This window comes from Streptomyces microflavus (assembly GCF_014650075.1).
Lineage (GTDB): Bacteria > Actinomycetota > Actinomycetes > Streptomycetales > Streptomycetaceae > Streptomyces > Streptomyces microflavus.
The window spans coordinates 109,587-125,431 of the sequence record NZ_BMUG01000015.1; the positions used below are offsets into that span (position 1 = coordinate 109,587).

16 protein-coding genes and 3 pseudogenes are annotated in these 15,845 nt (G+C 68.7%); 6 read left to right on the forward strand and 13 right to left on the reverse strand.

The annotated features are described in order from the left end of the window. Window positions 1-94 precede the first annotated feature (94 nt). A pseudogene (locus IE264_RS38245) lies at window positions 95-220 on the reverse strand (IS256 family transposase); the annotation flags it as partial. Window positions 221-382: 162 nt separating this feature from the next. Between IE264_RS38245 and IE264_RS33770 the strand changes: the two are divergent. Both IE264_RS33770 and IE264_RS33775 read left to right on the forward strand, forming a co-directional pair. Continuing rightward, window positions 383-922 carry a GNAT family N-acetyltransferase gene (locus IE264_RS33770; protein WP_032759688.1) on the forward strand — a complete coding sequence of 180 codons (540 nt, stop codon included), beginning with the start codon at window positions 383-385 and terminating at the stop codon, window positions 920-922. A gap of 511 nt (window positions 923-1,433) precedes the next feature. Then, window positions 1,434-1,706: pseudogene (locus IE264_RS33775) on the forward strand (IS630 family transposase); the annotation flags it as partial. 70 nt (window positions 1,707-1,776) lie between these two features. On the opposite strand, the gene IE264_RS33780 reads toward IE264_RS33775, so the two are convergent. The 7 genes from IE264_RS33780 to aztB all read right to left on the reverse strand — a co-directional run bounded on the left by IE264_RS33780 (window position 1,777) and on the right by aztB (window position 7,972). Beyond that, complete coding sequence (locus IE264_RS33780; protein ID WP_032759654.1) at window positions 1,777-2,091, reverse strand: Imm51 family immunity protein; 315 nt, start codon at window positions 2,089-2,091, stop codon at window positions 1,777-1,779. Window positions 2,092-2,474: 383 nt separating this feature from the next. After that, window positions 2,475-2,738, reverse strand: coding sequence for a hypothetical protein (locus IE264_RS33785; protein WP_078657605.1), 264 nt, complete (start codon window positions 2,736-2,738; stop codon window positions 2,475-2,477). A 44-nt stretch (window positions 2,739-2,782) separates the two neighbouring features. Then, complete coding sequence (locus tag IE264_RS33790) at window positions 2,783-2,989, reverse strand: hypothetical protein (protein WP_032759655.1); 207 nt, start codon at window positions 2,987-2,989, stop codon at window positions 2,783-2,785. A 584-nt stretch (window positions 2,990-3,573) separates the two neighbouring features. After that, window positions 3,574-4,776 carry a zinc metallochaperone AztD gene (gene aztD, locus IE264_RS33795; RefSeq protein ID WP_032759656.1) on the reverse strand — a complete coding sequence of 401 codons (1,203 nt, stop codon included), beginning with the start codon at window positions 4,774-4,776 and terminating at the stop codon, window positions 3,574-3,576. A 104-nt stretch (window positions 4,777-4,880) separates the two neighbouring features. Further along, window positions 4,881-5,858 (reverse strand): zinc ABC transporter substrate-binding protein AztC, encoded by a 978-nt coding sequence (gene aztC, locus IE264_RS33800; protein ID WP_032759657.1) that lies wholly within the window; start codon window positions 5,856-5,858, stop codon window positions 4,881-4,883. Beyond that, on the reverse strand, window positions 5,855-7,090 hold the full coding sequence (locus tag IE264_RS33805) for a hypothetical protein (RefSeq protein WP_032759658.1): 1,236 nt from the start codon (window positions 7,088-7,090) through the stop codon (window positions 5,855-5,857). The genes aztC and IE264_RS33805 overlap by 4 nt, the downstream gene beginning before the upstream one ends. Window positions 7,091-7,111: 21 nt before the next feature. After that, a complete protein-coding gene (gene aztB / locus IE264_RS33810; protein ID WP_032759659.1) occupies window positions 7,112-7,972 on the reverse strand; it encodes a zinc ABC transporter permease AztB in 861 nt (286 codons plus the stop codon). Between the two features lie 15 nt (window positions 7,973-7,987). Between aztB and aztA the strand changes: the two genes are divergently transcribed. Next, window positions 7,988-8,731 carry a zinc ABC transporter ATP-binding protein AztA gene (gene aztA, locus IE264_RS33815; protein ID WP_078657606.1) on the forward strand — a complete coding sequence of 248 codons (744 nt, stop codon included), beginning with the start codon at window positions 7,988-7,990 and terminating at the stop codon, window positions 8,729-8,731. 200 nt (window positions 8,732-8,931) lie between these two features. Here aztA and IE264_RS33820 read toward each other — a convergent pair whose 3' ends face one another. Both IE264_RS33820 and IE264_RS33825 read right to left on the reverse strand, forming a co-directional pair. Continuing rightward, window positions 8,932-9,792, reverse strand: coding sequence for a DUF3592 domain-containing protein (locus tag IE264_RS33820; RefSeq protein ID WP_032759661.1), 861 nt, complete (start codon window positions 9,790-9,792; stop codon window positions 8,932-8,934). A gap of 24 nt (window positions 9,793-9,816) precedes the next feature. Further along, on the reverse strand, window positions 9,817-10,902 hold the full coding sequence (locus tag IE264_RS33825) for a hypothetical protein (RefSeq protein WP_032759662.1): 1,086 nt from the start codon (window positions 10,900-10,902) through the stop codon (window positions 9,817-9,819). 48 nt (window positions 10,903-10,950) lie between these two features. On the opposite strand from IE264_RS33825, the gene IE264_RS38765 reads away from it, so the two are divergent. Beyond that, window positions 10,951-11,547 (forward strand): protein-L-isoaspartate O-methyltransferase family protein, encoded by a 597-nt coding sequence (locus tag IE264_RS38765; RefSeq protein ID WP_158706574.1) that lies wholly within the window; start codon window positions 10,951-10,953, stop codon window positions 11,545-11,547. On the opposite strand, the gene IE264_RS33835 is transcribed toward IE264_RS38765, so the two are convergent. Together IE264_RS33835 and IE264_RS33840 are read right to left on the reverse strand one after the other, a co-directional pair. Next, window positions 11,535-11,945 carry a hypothetical protein gene (locus IE264_RS33835; RefSeq protein WP_032759663.1) on the reverse strand — a complete coding sequence of 137 codons (411 nt, stop codon included), beginning with the start codon at window positions 11,943-11,945 and terminating at the stop codon, window positions 11,535-11,537. The two genes, IE264_RS38765 and IE264_RS33835, sit on opposite strands and share 13 nt — an antisense overlap. A gap of 357 nt (window positions 11,946-12,302) precedes the next feature. Then, window positions 12,303-12,554, reverse strand: coding sequence for a hypothetical protein (locus IE264_RS33840; RefSeq protein WP_143674994.1), 252 nt, complete (start codon window positions 12,552-12,554; stop codon window positions 12,303-12,305). 249 nt (window positions 12,555-12,803) lie between these two features. Here IE264_RS33840 and IE264_RS38250 point away from each other — a divergent pair, with 249 nt between their 5' ends. Both IE264_RS38250 and IE264_RS38770 read left to right on the forward strand, forming a co-directional pair. Then, window positions 12,804-13,013 (forward strand): hypothetical protein, encoded by a 210-nt coding sequence (locus IE264_RS38250; RefSeq protein ID WP_051822001.1) that lies wholly within the window; start codon window positions 12,804-12,806, stop codon window positions 13,011-13,013. A 573-nt stretch (window positions 13,014-13,586) separates the two neighbouring features. After that, window positions 13,587-14,327: pseudogene (locus IE264_RS38770) on the forward strand (ankyrin repeat domain-containing protein); the annotation flags it as partial. Window positions 14,328-14,363: 36 nt separating this feature from the next. On the opposite strand, the gene IE264_RS33850 reads toward IE264_RS38770, so the two are convergent. After that, window positions 14,364-15,812: a hypothetical protein gene (locus tag IE264_RS33850; RefSeq protein WP_051822002.1), complete on the reverse strand. Its 1,449-nt coding sequence runs from the start codon at window positions 15,810-15,812 to the stop codon at window positions 14,364-14,366. Between the last annotated feature and the right edge of the window lie 33 nt (window positions 15,813-15,845).

The window sequence follows — 15,845 nt, forward strand, 5'->3', positions numbered from 1 at the left end:
AGGTCGCGGCGATCGGCCACCGGCTCACCGAGTGGGTCGGCACCCGAGGAGTGGCCGGGTGCCTGGGAGGTGACGAGTGCGTCGCCCTGGCCCGCATCGAGACATCGTCCACGCTGCGGTTCTTGATCTCGCTGAGGGTGTTCATCCTGTGCTTGGCGCCTTCTCCGCCGTCACCGGCTCACAAGCCCAGGATGTCCCGCCAGCCCTCGACCCGAACGCTTTGCAGTCCGCGGCACTGGAGCAGAGCGACTGCCAGCCCGCTGCCTTGGCTGCGAGGTCTGGCATCTGGCGCGAGGCTGCGGTGAGACGGGAGCCGGGATGGCTGCGCTGTGGGTCACAGCCCCGTGTGGGCCGGTCTGCTCGCGTGATAGTTGTCTTGACCATGGAGGATTTCGTGACAGTGCGGCTCGTATTGCATCCCCTGACTGTCGCCGAGGCGCGACGACTGGTGGTGGGTGCGGCGAGTGAGCGGGCCCACGGTGAGTTGTGGGCACCCGGGTACCCGGACGAAGGCGATGTTGTGGGCGCCAGGCGGTTCTTACGTAGTTGCGCGAGCACGGGCGACCCGCAGCCGTTCGGCCCGTACGAGATCCGGCGTCGGCAGGATGGGCTCGCCGTCGGCGGTGTGGCCTTCCACGGCCTTGCCAACGACAGGGGAATCGTCACGATCGGCTACGGCCTGGTTCCCTGGGCACAGGGCAGGGGATACGCCACCGAAGCGCTTCGGGCACTGCTGGAGTTCGCCCGCGACAACGGTGTGACAGGGGTGGAGGGCGACACGGATCAGCAGAACGTCGCGTCCCAGCGCGTGATGAAGGCCGTGGGCATGCGCCTGGTCGCGCAGGACGACCGGCTCAAGTACTACCGGATCTCCTGGCCGGACGGGTCTGCCACCGCCGTATCCGGTGCTGAGCTGAGCTGAGTGGAGAGTCGAGCGGGTCATGCCGTACCGGGGTGACGGTGCGGCAGCTGACCTTCCTGTTCGCCGGGCTCCGGTCTGGACTACAGCTCGATCACGGCCTAACCGTATCCGTGCTCGTGCTGTTCGGAAGCCGGGCGGCTGGATCGCTCCGGAACCCGGACAAGGGCCCGCTTCAGCTACCGGTCGGTGCCGTCGTACCAGGCCCGGCAGGTCGACCCGGCCGTGTACGACCACGTCGTTGTCCACCACCAGGACGTCCCCGGGTTCCAGAACCGCGTTGAGGGACGCCCGCACCTGTTCCTCCTCCAGCCGCCGTTACGCCGCAGGGTAGGCCTCGTCCGAGCGGTCGAAGCGCACAGTGACCCTCCGGGGAATCCCACAGCGTGCGCAGGGGGAAGGCGTCCCGTCGGAGTCCGTCGCCACCGTGTGGGCGTCGTCCGGGAGGATGGCGACCACACGGTGGGTGAGCAGGGCGACGTCGTCGTCGGACAGCTCGACATGGCGCACGCTCCTGTCCGCCCACCTGAACTGGAAGATCCGCAGGTGGGCAGCCAGAAACAAGGTCGAACTGGGCTTCACACTCACCTACGTGTCCTGGGCCAATCCCATCGAGGATCACTTCGGGCCGCTGCGGCAGTTCAGCTTCGCCAACTCCCACCATCCGAACCGCACAGTCCAGACCCGGGCCCTGCACGCGTGCCTGCGCTGGCGCAACCAGAACGCCCGCCACCCCGATGTCCTGGCCGCTCAACGCCGTGAACGCGCACGCGTCCGCAGCGAATGAGGTCTCTGCTGGGGCGGCAGACCACTGCCGGCCGCAGCCTGACCGCGCTCAACCCGGCGAGGTCACAGCATTAGTCGTCGAACTCGAAGCCCGAAGCCTCCGCACGGGCAATGATGTCCCGGACTGCCTCGGGGCTCGTGATGACCGACTCGACGGCCGTCTTGAGTCGCGTGAGGTCGCTCGAACTGCCGACCGCACAGAGCATGCCAGCTTCGCTGTCGAAATCGACGCGCTCGGCGATATCCGGCCAGGCGAACCGCACGAGACCCTCCCAGAAGTATCCGTTCGGCTCGTGCCCGGAGGCAACTACTGCGGCATCGGCAGCCAGGTCGCCAGCATCCAACGCCAGCGAGCGCTTGCCATTGAAGTCATGAAAGTTGGTCACGGCGCGATCGTCTCATCCCAGCACGCGAACAGTTCGTCCGATCCATCACAGCTCTCGAACCCCGGTGACCTTCTCGGTCACGGCACTAGCCACGGCCGCACACGCGACCATGCCGTCCATCAACGGGCGCCTGGCTGGCCGCCCGGGAACCACCGTGTGGGGGCGAGCCGCATGAGCATCGCACCCCTGCCCGAGGGCACCTGATCCGAGGCATCAGCAGCAAGCAACCCTGGACGACCGCGATCCTGACCGGCACGAAGACCATCGAGAACTGCCCGCAGCACTGGTCCTGGCGTAGCCGTCCTGGCGTAGCCGTCCTGCCGTAGGCGACCTCGGACGCCCGGCCCCCTTGCCTTGGCACCAGGCAGGGTGGTGTGCAGGGTTCAGCCGGTCTGGCATTCGTCGGCGGGCACCCAGATGCCATGCCGACAGGGTTTGAAGTCCACGAGAACCACCCGGCGTCCGTCAATTGTGGGGTCCTCGACACGAGACACGACGCTTTCCGGGCCCTCGTCGCAGATCGGGCATGACACGAGCGCGGGATAGTCGGGTTGTTGAAGGACTCCGAGGAGTAGCTCCTCTTCACTGCACAGCAAAGCTGCCGTGAGGTCAGCCAGCCAAGCACCTGTCATGCGAATGCGATCCATGTCTTTCTCCTCCGGGGCTGCCACGGTGCCGGGCGGATGCGGGGTCACGGGGTTTGGGCCGGCTGGTCGTCCTGCCACACCCAGCGGCCGTTGGTGTCGGGTGCATAGATGCTGCTGCCGCCGGGGAAGGTGCAACCGTCGTTGGGAAGCGCAACCCAGGGGTCCTCATCCGTGAGGGTCACGGCGGTGGTTTGCCCATCCACGGGTCCGCCGTGCAGTTCGACTGTGATCGAGATGCTGTTGTCGCTCATGCCGCTCTTCTGCCCCGACAGGTACAGACCAATTGCAGTGGCCTGGCGACTACGACATACCGGGCCGACACTCGCCTCGTCAGGTGACCCCACAGTGGGAAGGACGAGTGCAGCGGAGATGAGCGGACAACGGCGGTTGTCCTCATTCGTGCAGCGAGCGCCGACATGCCGGGACCGAAGAACCGAGCGTCCTGTGCCCCCGCTGTCGCGCGCCGCCCCTTCGGCACCCAAGCTGGTCGAAACCTGCTGGACAGCCTCAAAACCCGTGCTCCCCGCTACCGTTGATGAAGCAACCGGCAGAGGAGTACAGATGGGGCCCTGGGCCTCAGATATAAGGGCGGGTCCACGTAAGACCTCTCCGGGTGTCGGCCGACCACCGAAGCGGCGATCGCTCGGGAGTGGTCGTTGCCAGGCACAACCGCTTCTAAGCTTCCCAGGTCCGGTTCCCGGTGCGAAGTCCCGCGCGTAGGAGAGGGTGTTGAGGCTGCGGTCGAGCGTGCTGCCGGGGCTGTTTGTCAGTATCGGCAGGGTAGTCCTGTGCCCTCGACGCCGCGGCGGCGAGGGCACAGGCGCGGTCAGGCTGGTCAGTGTCCGGCGACGACGCCCGACAGCTCGTTGGTGCTCTTCGGCAGGGTGACAGAGGTGATCTTCTTCCCCGTCTCGACGTCGATGGCGTGCAGCGTCTTCTTGCCGGGCTCGGAGACGTAGGCAACATGCCCTCGCACGAACAAGGTGGGCCGGGCCTGCTGCCAGTCCAGCGGCTCCTGCCAGTCGCCCACGACGGGGATCTTCTTCTTGATCTTGCCGGTGTCCGGGTCGATGACGTGGATGGCGCCGTCGGTTCCGAGGACCAGGGCCTCGCCGTGCGGGCCGCGGGCCAGCGAGCGGAAGGAGTAGCTGGTGCCCAGGTCCACCAGGCGTAGCTTCTTCTTCTCGGTGTCGATGAGGGTGACGCGGGTGGGGCGTTCCAGCTCGGCGTCGGGGTCGGTCTTGTAGTCGCCCAGCAGAACGGGCGAAGTGTCGCTGCCGGCCTGGTTGCCGATGCGGCCGTAGTCGTCGGGGGAATCGATCTTGGTGAACGTACCGTCCTTGTAGATCAGGATGCCGTCCTCGCAGCCGACGCCGACGGCTTCGTTCTTCGCCGCGGCTTCGCCGTGGACGCCGGGGCAGTCCTCGCTGCGCGCGATCTCCTTGTTGTTCCGGTCCAGCACCAGCGCGCCGGTGCGCTTCTCCTCGGTGCCCAGAGTGCTCACGAGTTTGCCGTCGGCCAGCTCGATGGCGACACCGTGGTGCGCCTCGGCGGAGGTGTAGGTGCGCCCTGACGGCTTCTTGCCGCTGCTCAGTGCGGTGGGGTCGAAGACGTTGACCTCTCCGGTGCCGTCGGTGAAGAGCACGGTCTTCGCGGCGTGGCGGACTACGTGGCCCGGCTTGGCGCCCTTGTACTCGATGTCGGTGAGGGCCTGGTCGGTGGCGTCCAGGACACGGAATCCGCTGTCGGTGGAGACCATGACGTGGTCCTTGTCACCTGCGGGATTGACCCGGTTGAAGCCGGGCAGGTCAATGGTCTTGGCGAGCTTCAGGCTCTCGCCGTCGAGGATGTACAGGCCGCCGTCGAAGGTGGCGACCAGCGGCTCCTTGACCGCCACCGCGGGCGTGGCGTCGACGGTTTTGTCGGACTCGGTGTCGGCGGAGGAGGCGCTCTCTCCGCCGCAGGCGGTCAGGACCGTGGCAGTGGCCAGAGCCAGCACCGTGCCTGTGAGGGCTCTGCAGCGTATCGACTTGTTCATGGGTCTGTTCCTTTCTGCACCGCGCGGTGGCGGCATGGGGGTACGACGAGCAGGCACCCGATGGGCGGGTGTGCCGGGAGGATCGGGAGGCCCCGATCTGGTGGTCAGGCGCCGGTCAGGCCGGTGACCATGGCGGTGGTGTTGGCGCGCATCATCCGCAGGTAGGTGTCGGCGCCCGCGCCCTTGGTGGTGAGGGACTCCGAGTGGAGTTCCACGACGCGAACCCGGCCGCCCATCTCCGTCCGCAGTACCTCGGCGAGCCGTTTGGGCTGGGAGGAGTCGGCGAAGACGGTGCGTACGCCGGCTTTCTCCATCGCCTGGGTGAGGGAGCGCAGGTCAGAGGAGCTGGGTGAGGCCAGGGTGGTTCCGCTGGGGATGACCGCGCCGATCACCTCGAAGCCGAAGCGGTCGGCGAGGTAGCCGAAGACGTGATGGTTGGTGACCAGGGCCCGTTGGTCCGCGGGGACCCGGCCGAAGGACTTCTCCATCCAGCTGCTGAGGTCGTTGAGTTGCTTCGCGTAGCGGTCGGCGTTGGCCCGTATCGCACCCGGGTCCACGCCGGTGACGTGCTCGATGACCTGGTCGGCTATCAGGCCGGTGACCTCGTGCATCCGATCGGGGTCGGTCCAGAAGTGGGGGTCGGGCCGTCCTGCCTCGCCCTCGGGGCCCCCGTCCTCGGCGGTGTGGAAGGTGAGCGGGTCGGCCGCCGCGCCGGCCGCGAAGGTGGCGACACCGGACTCGCGGGCGGCGTTCACGTGCCGCAGGACGTTCTCCTCCAGACCCAGGCCGTTGTAGACGACCAGATCGGCCTGTTCCAGCTCGGCTGCTTGAACGGCGGAGAGACCGAAGGAGTGCGGATCAGCGTTGGGCTTCATCAGGACGGTGACATCGGCCTCGTCGCCGACTATCTCGCGGGTGACGTCACCGATGATGTTGGTCGTGACGACGATGCTGGGCCGGTCGTCGTCGGTGGCACAGGCGCTGACAGTCATCGCGGTCACGAGGGCGAGGAGGCCCGCGACCATATGTCGCACGCGAGCGGTGCCCACCCTCGCGCGACGCTTCGCCTCGGCTCGAGTCATCGGCCGGCCTCCACCATGAGGACCGGCTTGACGTCCAGGTCGAAGGAGCGCGCGATGCGCAGGCCGTCGTTGTAGTCGATTTCGAACACTTGCTTGCCCTCGGGATCGTTGACGTAGGCGCGGCTGCGGTCGACCTCGATGACGGGGTCGTTGCCGTAGATGTCGTCCCGTTTCCCAACTGTCAGCAGGGGTTTGGTCCGTGCGGTCTGCTTTCCGGTCGCGATGTCGTAGCCGTGCAGGGCGCCCTCGGTCTCCAGGACGAGCAGCGGGGAGCCCTCGCCGGCCGTGTTGACCGCGACGACGGGCCCGGTGTCCACCCGCTTCCAGGTCCGCTCGGCGACGTCGAGGACCCAGACCGCGTCGTCTCCGGCCAAGGCGGTGAGGGTGTCGCTACCGGGACGATGACGGAAGGCGGTGGCTCGTTCGTCCCCCGGCACGTGCTTCCCGTACGGGATCTTCTCGACAGCGAAGGCACCGTCCTGCGCACGCATGAGCAGGGCACCGTCGGCACAGCCGAGGATCACACCGCGCCGGGTGACCGCGTCCCCCTGGGGGGCTTCGCACGTCACATCCGGGGAAGCGACGCGTTCACCCTTGCGGTCGAGGACGACGAGTTCCGTGGTGCCGCCCGTGTTCACGAAAGCGAGCAGGTGTTCCTCGTACGGCACGACGGCGCCGGTGTATGTGCCGCGCAGCGTCCGAGGGGCTGCTATTCGCCCCTTTTCCAGTTTGCTGCGGTCGTAGAGGACGGTGCGGCCGTTCTCGTCGGTCACCGCAATCACGGCTACGTCACTGCGTATCTGGGCCTGGCTGCCGGCGGGAAGCTCGCCAAGATCTCGTGTCGCCGCGCTGTAGTAGTGGACGTGGTCGCCGTGGTCCACCATCCAGGCGCCGCTGTCGAGCACATGAGTGCCGTCGGCCGCATGTAGGTAGCCGAACCTGCCGTCCATGCCCAGCCGAACGGCGTCCTTCACCTGGGCCGTCGTGTGCACCTTGCCGGTGACGAGGTCGAGGACTCTGGTGTTCCCGCTGGTGGGGTCGTTCAGGAGGAGTCGGGACTGCTGCTCGGCGGCCTCCTTCGCTCCCTCGACGTACCCGTGCGGAGTGGCGGGCGGCGACTTCGCCACGGATCGCCCGGCGTCGGCTTCCTCACTCGTACAAATCGTGGTGAGCAGCGCGGTGAGGACCAGTGCGGCCGAGGCCCACGGAGTGACGTTTCTGCGGACGGTCATGATGATCGCCTCTGGCTTCTTTCAGTTGGCTTCGGGCAGGGGCGCCGTGGAGTGAACCTGGCGCGTACGGCGGTCACGCAGGCCGGACAGCACGTGGGAGACGAAGAACAGGCTCACCGCGAGGGCCGCTACCGTCGCGCCGGCTGCGGTGCTCAGATGCCAGGACAGCAGCAGGCCGCCGAACGTGGCCAAGGTGCCGAGCATGGCGGCGAGCACCATGACGCCGCGCACGGAGCGAGCCCAGGGCAGAGCGGCCGCCGGCGGTGCGATGAGCAGTCCGAGGACGAGCAGTGTTCCCACGATGTGGAACGAGGCGACGATCGCCAGGCCGAGGAGGCCGAGGAGAACCGCGTGGGTCAGGCGCGGCCGCAGCCCCAGGGTGTGGGCCTTGCGTGAGTCGAACGCCAGGGCCAGGAAGGCGCGGTGTCCGAGGACCGACACCGCCAGCGCCGCGAGCAACGCCGCCGCGAGCACGAGGAGATCCTGCTGCCTGACAGCAAGGACGTCCCCGAAGAGGAAGCCGGTCAGGTCGACCGCGAAGGACTGTGAGCGCGACACGATGATCACGCCGAGCGAGAGCATGCCGACGAACAGCAGCCCGATTCCGGTGTCCTGCGACAGCCTGGGCGTCCGGCCCAGCGCGGTGACGCCTGCCGTCATGACGACAGCGCTGACCATCGCGCCCACCATCAGGTTGCCCCCGAGGAGCGCGGCGACCGCGATGCCCGGCAGCAGGCCGTGGGACATGGCGTCACCGAGGAAGGCCATTCCTCTCAGCACCACCCAGGTGCCCGCCAGCGCGCAAATAGCGGACACCAGCACCCCGCCCCACAGGGCCCGCTGCACGAAAGTCACCTCGAACGGGACCGTCAACCATTCCATGACCCAGACACTACAATGAAAATCATGTTCAATAAATCCCGTCCCTCCCCCGCCCTGCCTCTCGGCCCCACCACCTCCCTCCACTTCTCGGAGCTGTGCGCCGGCTATCCAGGGCGCCCAGTCCTCCGCCAAGTCAGCGGAGAAATAACGAGGTTGACCACGACAGCGCTCGTCGGCCCGAACGGCAGCGGCAAGTCGACCCTGCTCGGCGTACTCGCCGGTGTGATCAAGCCGACATCCGGCGACCTCCTGCGCACCAGTGACCGGCCGCCCGCCTTCGTACCGCAGCGCGGAGCGGTCGGCGACACTCTTCCCCTCACCGTTCGGCAGACCGTGGAGATGGGACGCTGGGGCGAGCGCGGTCCGTGGCGACGGCTGACCGCTCGGGACCACGCGACCGTGGACGCGATGCTCGACCGGCTCAGCATCGGCGACCTCGCCTCACGCCAACTGGGAGAACTCTCGGGCGGGCAGCGTCAGCGCGCGCTCATCGCCCAAGGTCTGGCGCAGGAGTCGGACCTACTGCTCCTCGATGAACCGACCACGGGCCTGGACCCGGAGGCGCGGGACCGGATCGGGACGCTGCTGACAGCGCTCGTCACCGACGGGGTGACGGTCGTCCAAGCCACACACGACCTTGAGGTGGCGCGCGCGGCGGACACCTGCCTGCTGCTCCAGAACGGCCACCTTGCCGGACAGGGGCGTCCGGACCAAGTCCTCACCACGTCGTCACTGACGCGCCTATGGCAAACGCTCTGAAGAACCCGGCACACAACCGCGAGGGCCATGCCGACATGGCAGGAAGGGCGAAGTGTCCCCGGCGGTTGGGAGCTGCAGTGCAGGGATGTCCCCGGAGGTGGTGCGGGCAGTCATGCCTCCCCGGCCGGCGCGCTGCGATCCGGCTGCCATCTGCCGGTCGGCCAGCAGCGACGTTTCGGCAGCAGCGGCTGAACGCTGCCTCAAAGCATTGCCATTCCCACCACGGCCGCCCCCAGGAGTACAACGACAGCCAGCGCGTTGACCACCACGTCCAGCTTCTCCCCGCGACGTTCGGCGGCTCGGTCCAAGGTGAAATCGGCAAGGTCGCCAGGCGCATAGTGGACCGTGACATCTCGGCCGTACGAGCCGGCTGGGTCCGGGAGGTTGGACGTGCAGTGAGCCGTGACGGCCGTGCCGTCGTGGGTGGTGAACGACAGGACCGGGGTGATAGTGGTGGAGGTGCCGTTGTCCTGGTCGACGGTGACGTCCTTGAGGACTGCGATGATCCGTCCGTGCACGGTGTCCATCGCGGCCAGTTTCTCGATGCGGTGGTTCTTGGCACGTACGGTTCCGGGCAGGTGAACGGCGGCGAAGACAGCCAGAGGCCCGCCGAGGCCGATCAGCGCCCACGGCCACCCCCAGCCGACCGCCACGAGGGCCACCAGCCCGCAGTAGAACAGGAAAAGCGCGAAGGCCGGCTGGCCCAGTCCACGACTCGGTTCCTGAGGTGTGTTGGCAAGCCGGTAGGCATGCGGCCTGCCTCGCGGGTGGCTGACCCCTACCTCCCGTCCCTCCCATGCCGCGGTGATGACCTCTCCTCGCTCGCCGTCGTTGGTCACGGTGACCTCCTCGTCGGAGGTCGCGTCGCGGTAGGAAATGACCACCGATATGCCGCCCGTACGGGACCCGCCGTGCCGCGGCATCCTCACCTGCTCGATCCGCCCCGTGCGCCGGACCGTCCGCTGGGCCCTGGTCACTCCGGCCAGCGCCATGCCGTACCCGGCCAGCGCCAGCACAGCCCACACCGCGCACCACAGTGCGAGGAACTTCTCCCAGTCCATGACGCCCACCTCCTGCCGGTCCGGTCAGCTGCCGTTACGCCTGAGCACTTCGCCCTTCCCGTCCGCCTCGAGCGTTCCCGTGCCCCCGTCCCCGGTAACCACGACTCTGAGCCTGAGCGGCCCGGTGGCGCTCTCGGCGATGAGCTGCCAGCTCCGCGGTGAGTCGACGTTGAGGGTGGTCCGGGCCTCCTCGACCAGGTCGGCGACGCGATCGTAGGGCAGGGACCTCGGCTCGAACCCGGCGACCTTCGCGCCGGCGGGCGTGAAGACAACCGTGAGCAGGCGGTCCTGCACGACGACGGTGAACGCGCGACGCTTGTCCGCGCCCTGTGTCAATGACTCCACACCTCGGCGCAGTTCGCTCTCGTCGAGCATCGATCGGCCGGGGCCGATGGCGACCGTTCCTGTCATGGACGTCACGGTGATCGTGGATGACGAGGAGGAGACAGACGGTCCGGGGACGGCGCCGTTGCCGCCCTCGTGAAAGTCGAACAGGTCGGCACGGAACAGCAGAAGCACGGCGGCCACGCCGAGCAGCAGCCCGCTGAGATTGAGAAATCCGTTGAGGGAGCTGTCCGGGGTCTCGCTCCTCACAACCGGGCCGGGCACCGAGGCCACCCGGGCCACAGCCGCCCGTTCCTCCCACTGCGGAGTCGGCCGTCTCACGATCCGCGTCCTCCACGGGCGGTCCGGCGGATACTCCACCACCACGGTCCCGCCTGACCGGTACTCGGTCAGCTCGACGCGGTTGACGTCCTGCCACATCTCGACTCGGAACGCAGGCGCGTCGTCCGGCACGACGGACAGATCGAATCGCACTGGCACATCGCTGGTCTCCCCCCACACCGGCTCACGACTCTCGATCACCGCGAGCGCCCTGCACGGAACAACTGCCGCCTCGCTGGCACGACGCGGCAGTTTCACAAGGAGGAAGAGAAGGCCGTAGAGCGCGGGCACGACCAGCCCCGTGACAAGCATCGGCACGCTCTCGACCATGCAACCGCCGATGAAGGCCGTCAGACCCGCTCCGATGACACCGGCCGTCAGGAACCCCGAAGCGAGGTCGGCAGGCGCGTGGTGCCTGGGCGGAGCACCCACAGTCAACGTCATGCGGCCGATTGTGCCCGTCGTGGGCAGCAGCGAACAGACCTGGAAGTCGTGACGCCAATAAGGGGATCACCCACGACACATGGGCGGCCCGCTGAAGTCGATCCCGGCATCGCAGCCCAAGCGCGCAGGAACCTCGACGGGCTGGGCCTGGACCCGCTTGTCATCACTGACGACGGCGAACAAGGACACCCGGCAGCCGGGCCCCACGACCGGATCGTCGCCACCGCTTCAGTCCGCCGGATCCCCCGAGCGTGGCTGGACCAGCTGCGCCCCGGCGGTGTACTCCTCGCCCCCTCGACAGCCCCTTCGGCTGCGACCTGCTGGCACGCCTCACCGGTGCGGGCGGCACAGCCGCCCGAGGGCACTTCGTGGCGAACGTCGAGTTCATGCACTTCCGCGGCCGGCGCACGCCCCGTCCATACACAGAGTTGGGATGGCCCGAGACCGCCAGCGTCGAGCGCTGGCAGGAGCTGCAGGTCGAGGCGGGGCCTCGTGGCCAGCAGGTCCTTGCCCCCTCCCCGCCGCGATCCGCCACGCGGAGAATCCGAGCGGAGGGCTCCTCCCCGCAATCTTCAGGCTTCTGATGCTCCTATTGGTAGTCAAGGGAGGCGGAGAACCTGGTGGTGGTCCGGTCAGGTTTGGTAGGGGTGAAGGGTGACGCTCTCGGATCGGACGTTGATCTCAACCCAGGACTCGTCCAGGCCGCTGGGGATCGGTGTTGCCAGATCGAACAGCACGGGCCAGGGGCCCATCTGTAGACGGCCGACGCCGTCTTCCGTGAGGTGGAGGAGGCCGCGCATGATCACCCGGTCGCCTTCCTGTCGGAGTTCCGCCTCGACAGAGGAGGCCGGCCGGGTGTTCTGGCCCCAGTGGACGTCGTCGTCGACGGTCCATTCGACAAGATGTTGTCCGTCTGCCTCTTGCGGGGCACCGCCCCAGCGCACCACCACGGACCCGATGGGGGTGTGAACCCGAACTGTCATGGCCCGCTGCGAGGTCTGCGGCAAGCTCTGCGTGCGGACCAACATCGCCTCATCATCCATGATGTGGCGTCTTCGGGACGAGGAGTTGGTGGGTGGCTGCGTTAAGCGGCGGTGAGCCAGTCGCGGTAGGCGTCGTCGCGGCGTGTGCCGCGTTCGAGGCACGAGATCACCGCAGGCCAGACGCCGAAGTGTTCTGCGACGGTGGTGAGGGTGATGTTCTTGGCCTGGCGGTGCGGGCCTTGACGGCGGACCGTGCGGCGTTGTGGAGGGCGCTTATCCCGCTGAGCGCGTCCTCCTTGGGTATGACCGATGCCCGGCCGGACAGCGCGGCCCGGGCGACTGCCTAGGCGTCGATGGGGCCGGACTTGCCCATCCGGCGACGCTCAGCCTTGGCGGGCCGGTTGACCTCGACCGCGGTCAGGCCCGCATGGCGGGCGGCACGGGTGAATCCCGGGCCGTAGGAGGAGGTCCCTTCGACACGACGGCCGTCACCGTGCCGTGGGCGTTCAGGAGCGCGACCGCCGCGGCGTATCCGGACGACGTGGTGGGGAACTCGGCGTCGGCGACGTCCCCGCCCCGGTCGGTGATGACCGCGACATGGATCGTGTCCGCGTGGGAGTTCACTCCGCCGAACACCGCGTCCAGTTCGGTGGCGGGTGCGATCGTCACGGTCATCCTGTCAGCAGCCTTCCCGGGCCCGAGGTGACGCCGGCCGGGGGCAGACAGGACATTGAGGGGGCCTCTGGCCAAGCTCCTATCAGGTCATGTTCCACCCGGCCGGGGCCATGGAGAACGGGTCCCAACAGCCGGACAGAGCAGTCGCAGGACAGCCCAGCAGGACGTCAGTCAGACCCTGAGCCACGACCACCGGAACCCGCTACGAGTATCAATGTCAGACCCGTATGCAACGCTCGGCGCATGGGATTCTTCGACGATCTGGTGATGTCCGAGGAGCCGGCCGCGGAGCGGACCGCGCTGATCCGGCTGGGACCGCCCGCGGAGGACGAAGGGCGGTACGCGCCGCCCCTCGACCGCTTCGCGCCGGCGGTGCTGCCCGGGGCCGAGGTGGTGGGCGTCGGCCCGGAGGCCCGGGTTCTGCTGACGGGGTGGTCGGTGTGGCCCCGGTAGGTGACGATGCACCTGGCGGTGTTCCGCAGAACCCGTTGGCAGAGCGGGGGTACGAGTCGGCAGTCCGGGCTCCGGGTGGGCCTGCGGTTCTCCGACGGCCGCCGGGTCACGACGCTGGACATCCCGGAGACCCGCTATGTCCCGGTCACGAGAGGGCCGGGGCTGGAGACGATGGCGATGACTCGCCAGGCGGTCGGGCTCATACCGCTGGATACGGGAGGGCACACGTCCCACCGGTCCCTGTTCAGGACCGCCGTGGACCTGTACGCGGCGGAGCTGCCGCCTTCCGGGGAAGCGCAGCTGGTCGTCGAGTGGCCGGACGAGGGCATGGGCGAGACCCGTACCCTCATCGACACGGCGGCGATCCGAGCCGCGGCGGAGCAGGCGTTCGAGGTCTGGCCGGGGCTCGAACCGCCGGATCCCGCGGGACAGCCGAGTGGCACCTTCACGGTTCTGGAGGTGTCCGGTCCCCCTTCCTTTCTGGCACCGCCGTTGAGCCCGCGTCAGCTGGAGGAGCGGCGGCGCGAGGAGGAGGCCCGCAGGCGTTACCTGCCTCGGGCCGACTGGACGGGTATGGGGTACCGGGACTGGGGCGACGCGGCACTGATCAGGGCTCGGCTGGAGGCAGGCTCACCGCCCGATGCCCGCGTCCAGGGGGGCGCCCGCCCGCTGCACCTGGCGGCGAGTCAGGGGCAGGCGGAGGCGGTGGCGGCTCTCCTGGCGCATGGTGCCGAGGTCGACGCACGTGACGAGGAGGGACGTACACCGCTCTGGTACGCGGCGTGCGGCGTCGACGAGGGCATGGTCCGCGCGCTGATCGAGGCGGGGGCCGATGTGTGGACGCCGCAGGAGGAGCCCTGGTCGCCGGGGCGGCTCCTGCTGACCACACCGCTGGCCCCGCTGGTGACGGAGCTGCCGGGTGTGGTGTCGCTGCCGGCCGAGGAGGCGGCCGCCCTGCGGGCGGCGGACGCGCTCATCGCGGCTTTCAGCGAGCAGGGCCTGTGGACCGAGGGGCTCGGCATCGCCTTCGTGGCGGGAGTGGGTGAGGACGAGGTGGTCCGGCGGCTCGGCGGCGACCCCGCCCTGTGCCCGGCCGTGGACGAGGAGAACATGCCGTTCGATCCCATGGACTACGACGCGTCGCTGCGCTACGTCGGCGTGACGGGCGTGGAGGGCTCCCCGGGCGGCTGTGTGATCGTCCAAGACGGGTACATGCCGAGCGACGACGCACTGCTGCGGGCGGTCTCGGCGGGCACCTCCGCCTACGGGGTGTATTTCAATCCCAAGGGAGGAACGTTCGGCGCCCTGGCCCGGGACGGCGGCATCGTCTCCGGCGAGGAGATCGGCCTCTCACCGCAGGCGTCGGATCCTGCGGCCTACTGGACCTTCCGTTTCTGGCAGCGCGGGTCCGCGTTCGCGTACGGCGCCGACGTTCTCGCCTACGCCTGTGCCGCGGCCGGAATGACGGTCGCAGACGGCCGGGGGGCGATGGGCCGCGGCGCGGCTCGCCGCTGGGTCCCGCTGCCGCCGGCGCCTCAGAGGTGAGCGCTGCGGCCCTTCTCCCGTACACGGCGTCGGCTCCCGGTCCAGCAGCAGCGGAACGGTCAGGACCGGGAGCAGCCAGACGAATACGATGAGGCGATGGCCGAGCAGCTGGTCCAGGTTCGGGTGGCCCGCCTGGTTGAGGATGCCTGCGGACGCCGCCGCCAGAGCGACTGGCAGGACCGCCGAACGCCGCCTCAGCAGTACCCAGGCCGAGAGCGCGAGCAGGACGGGGAGGACGGGATAGGTGGCCTGGCGGTGGAGCCATGCCGTCCAGAAGATCCGTTCCTGGACGAGGAATTCCGGCCAGGGGTTGGGCAGATCGGGACGCCGGTAATGGTCGGTCAGCAGATCCTGGGCGCTGTCCTGACCGGTGGGCCAGGACAGCAGGTGCGCGCCCGCGTAGACGGCCACGGCCAGGGCCCCGCACAGTACGGCCGCCTCCCCTGTCCGGGCCGACGGCCGACGGCAGCGGCGCAGCCACGCCCACCGGAGTGCGAACCCGGCCGTGAGAGCGGCCGCGAGAAGCAGCGCCTGCGAGTAGCGCACAAGGAACATCAGGGCCAGGCCGCACACGACGAGCGCCACGCCCGTACGGGGACGGTTCAGGGAGAGCAGCGTGCACCCGAGGACGACCGCCGTGCCCAGAGCCAGCGAGAGCCCGTCGCTCAGCGGGTTCATGGCGACCGTTCCGGTGGGCAGCGCGAGGTACAGCGCCTGACCGGCCAGGCCGGCGCGGCGGGAGGCGCCCGCGCAGCGAAGGGTGAGCAGGACGCAGACGCTTCCGGCCAGCGCGACGACCAGGCCCGCGAGCCAGAGACCCCACGTCGCGTCGAAGACGGTGACGAAGGGGACCAGGAAGAGCGGATACCCCGGGCGGGCCTCGAAGATGGCCATGAAGCGATGGTTCGCGAACGGCGCGGTCATCCCCGAGGTGTTGCCGTTGCGGGACCAGTGGGCGACCGAGTCGTTCAGCCGGCGTACGCACTGCTCCTGCGACTCACCGGAGATCTTCCTGCTGGTCCAGGGGATGGAGGACAGGGGACCGTGCTGCTGGCTGGCGCAGGAGTAGTCGATGGCGCGGCGGCCCGCCTCGGCCCGGCTCTCGCCGCTGAGGGACAGGGCGTAGGAGAGGTAGTTCTTCGTGTCGGGCGAGGCCCTTCCGGTGACGGCTGTCAGCTGGAGCCCGGCGAAGGCCACGGCGATCAGCAGCATCCCGATGAGGCTGAGGTGCTTGGTACTGCGCTTGCTTCGCATCGGACGGGCGCTCCCCAGAGGTACGGCGGTTAC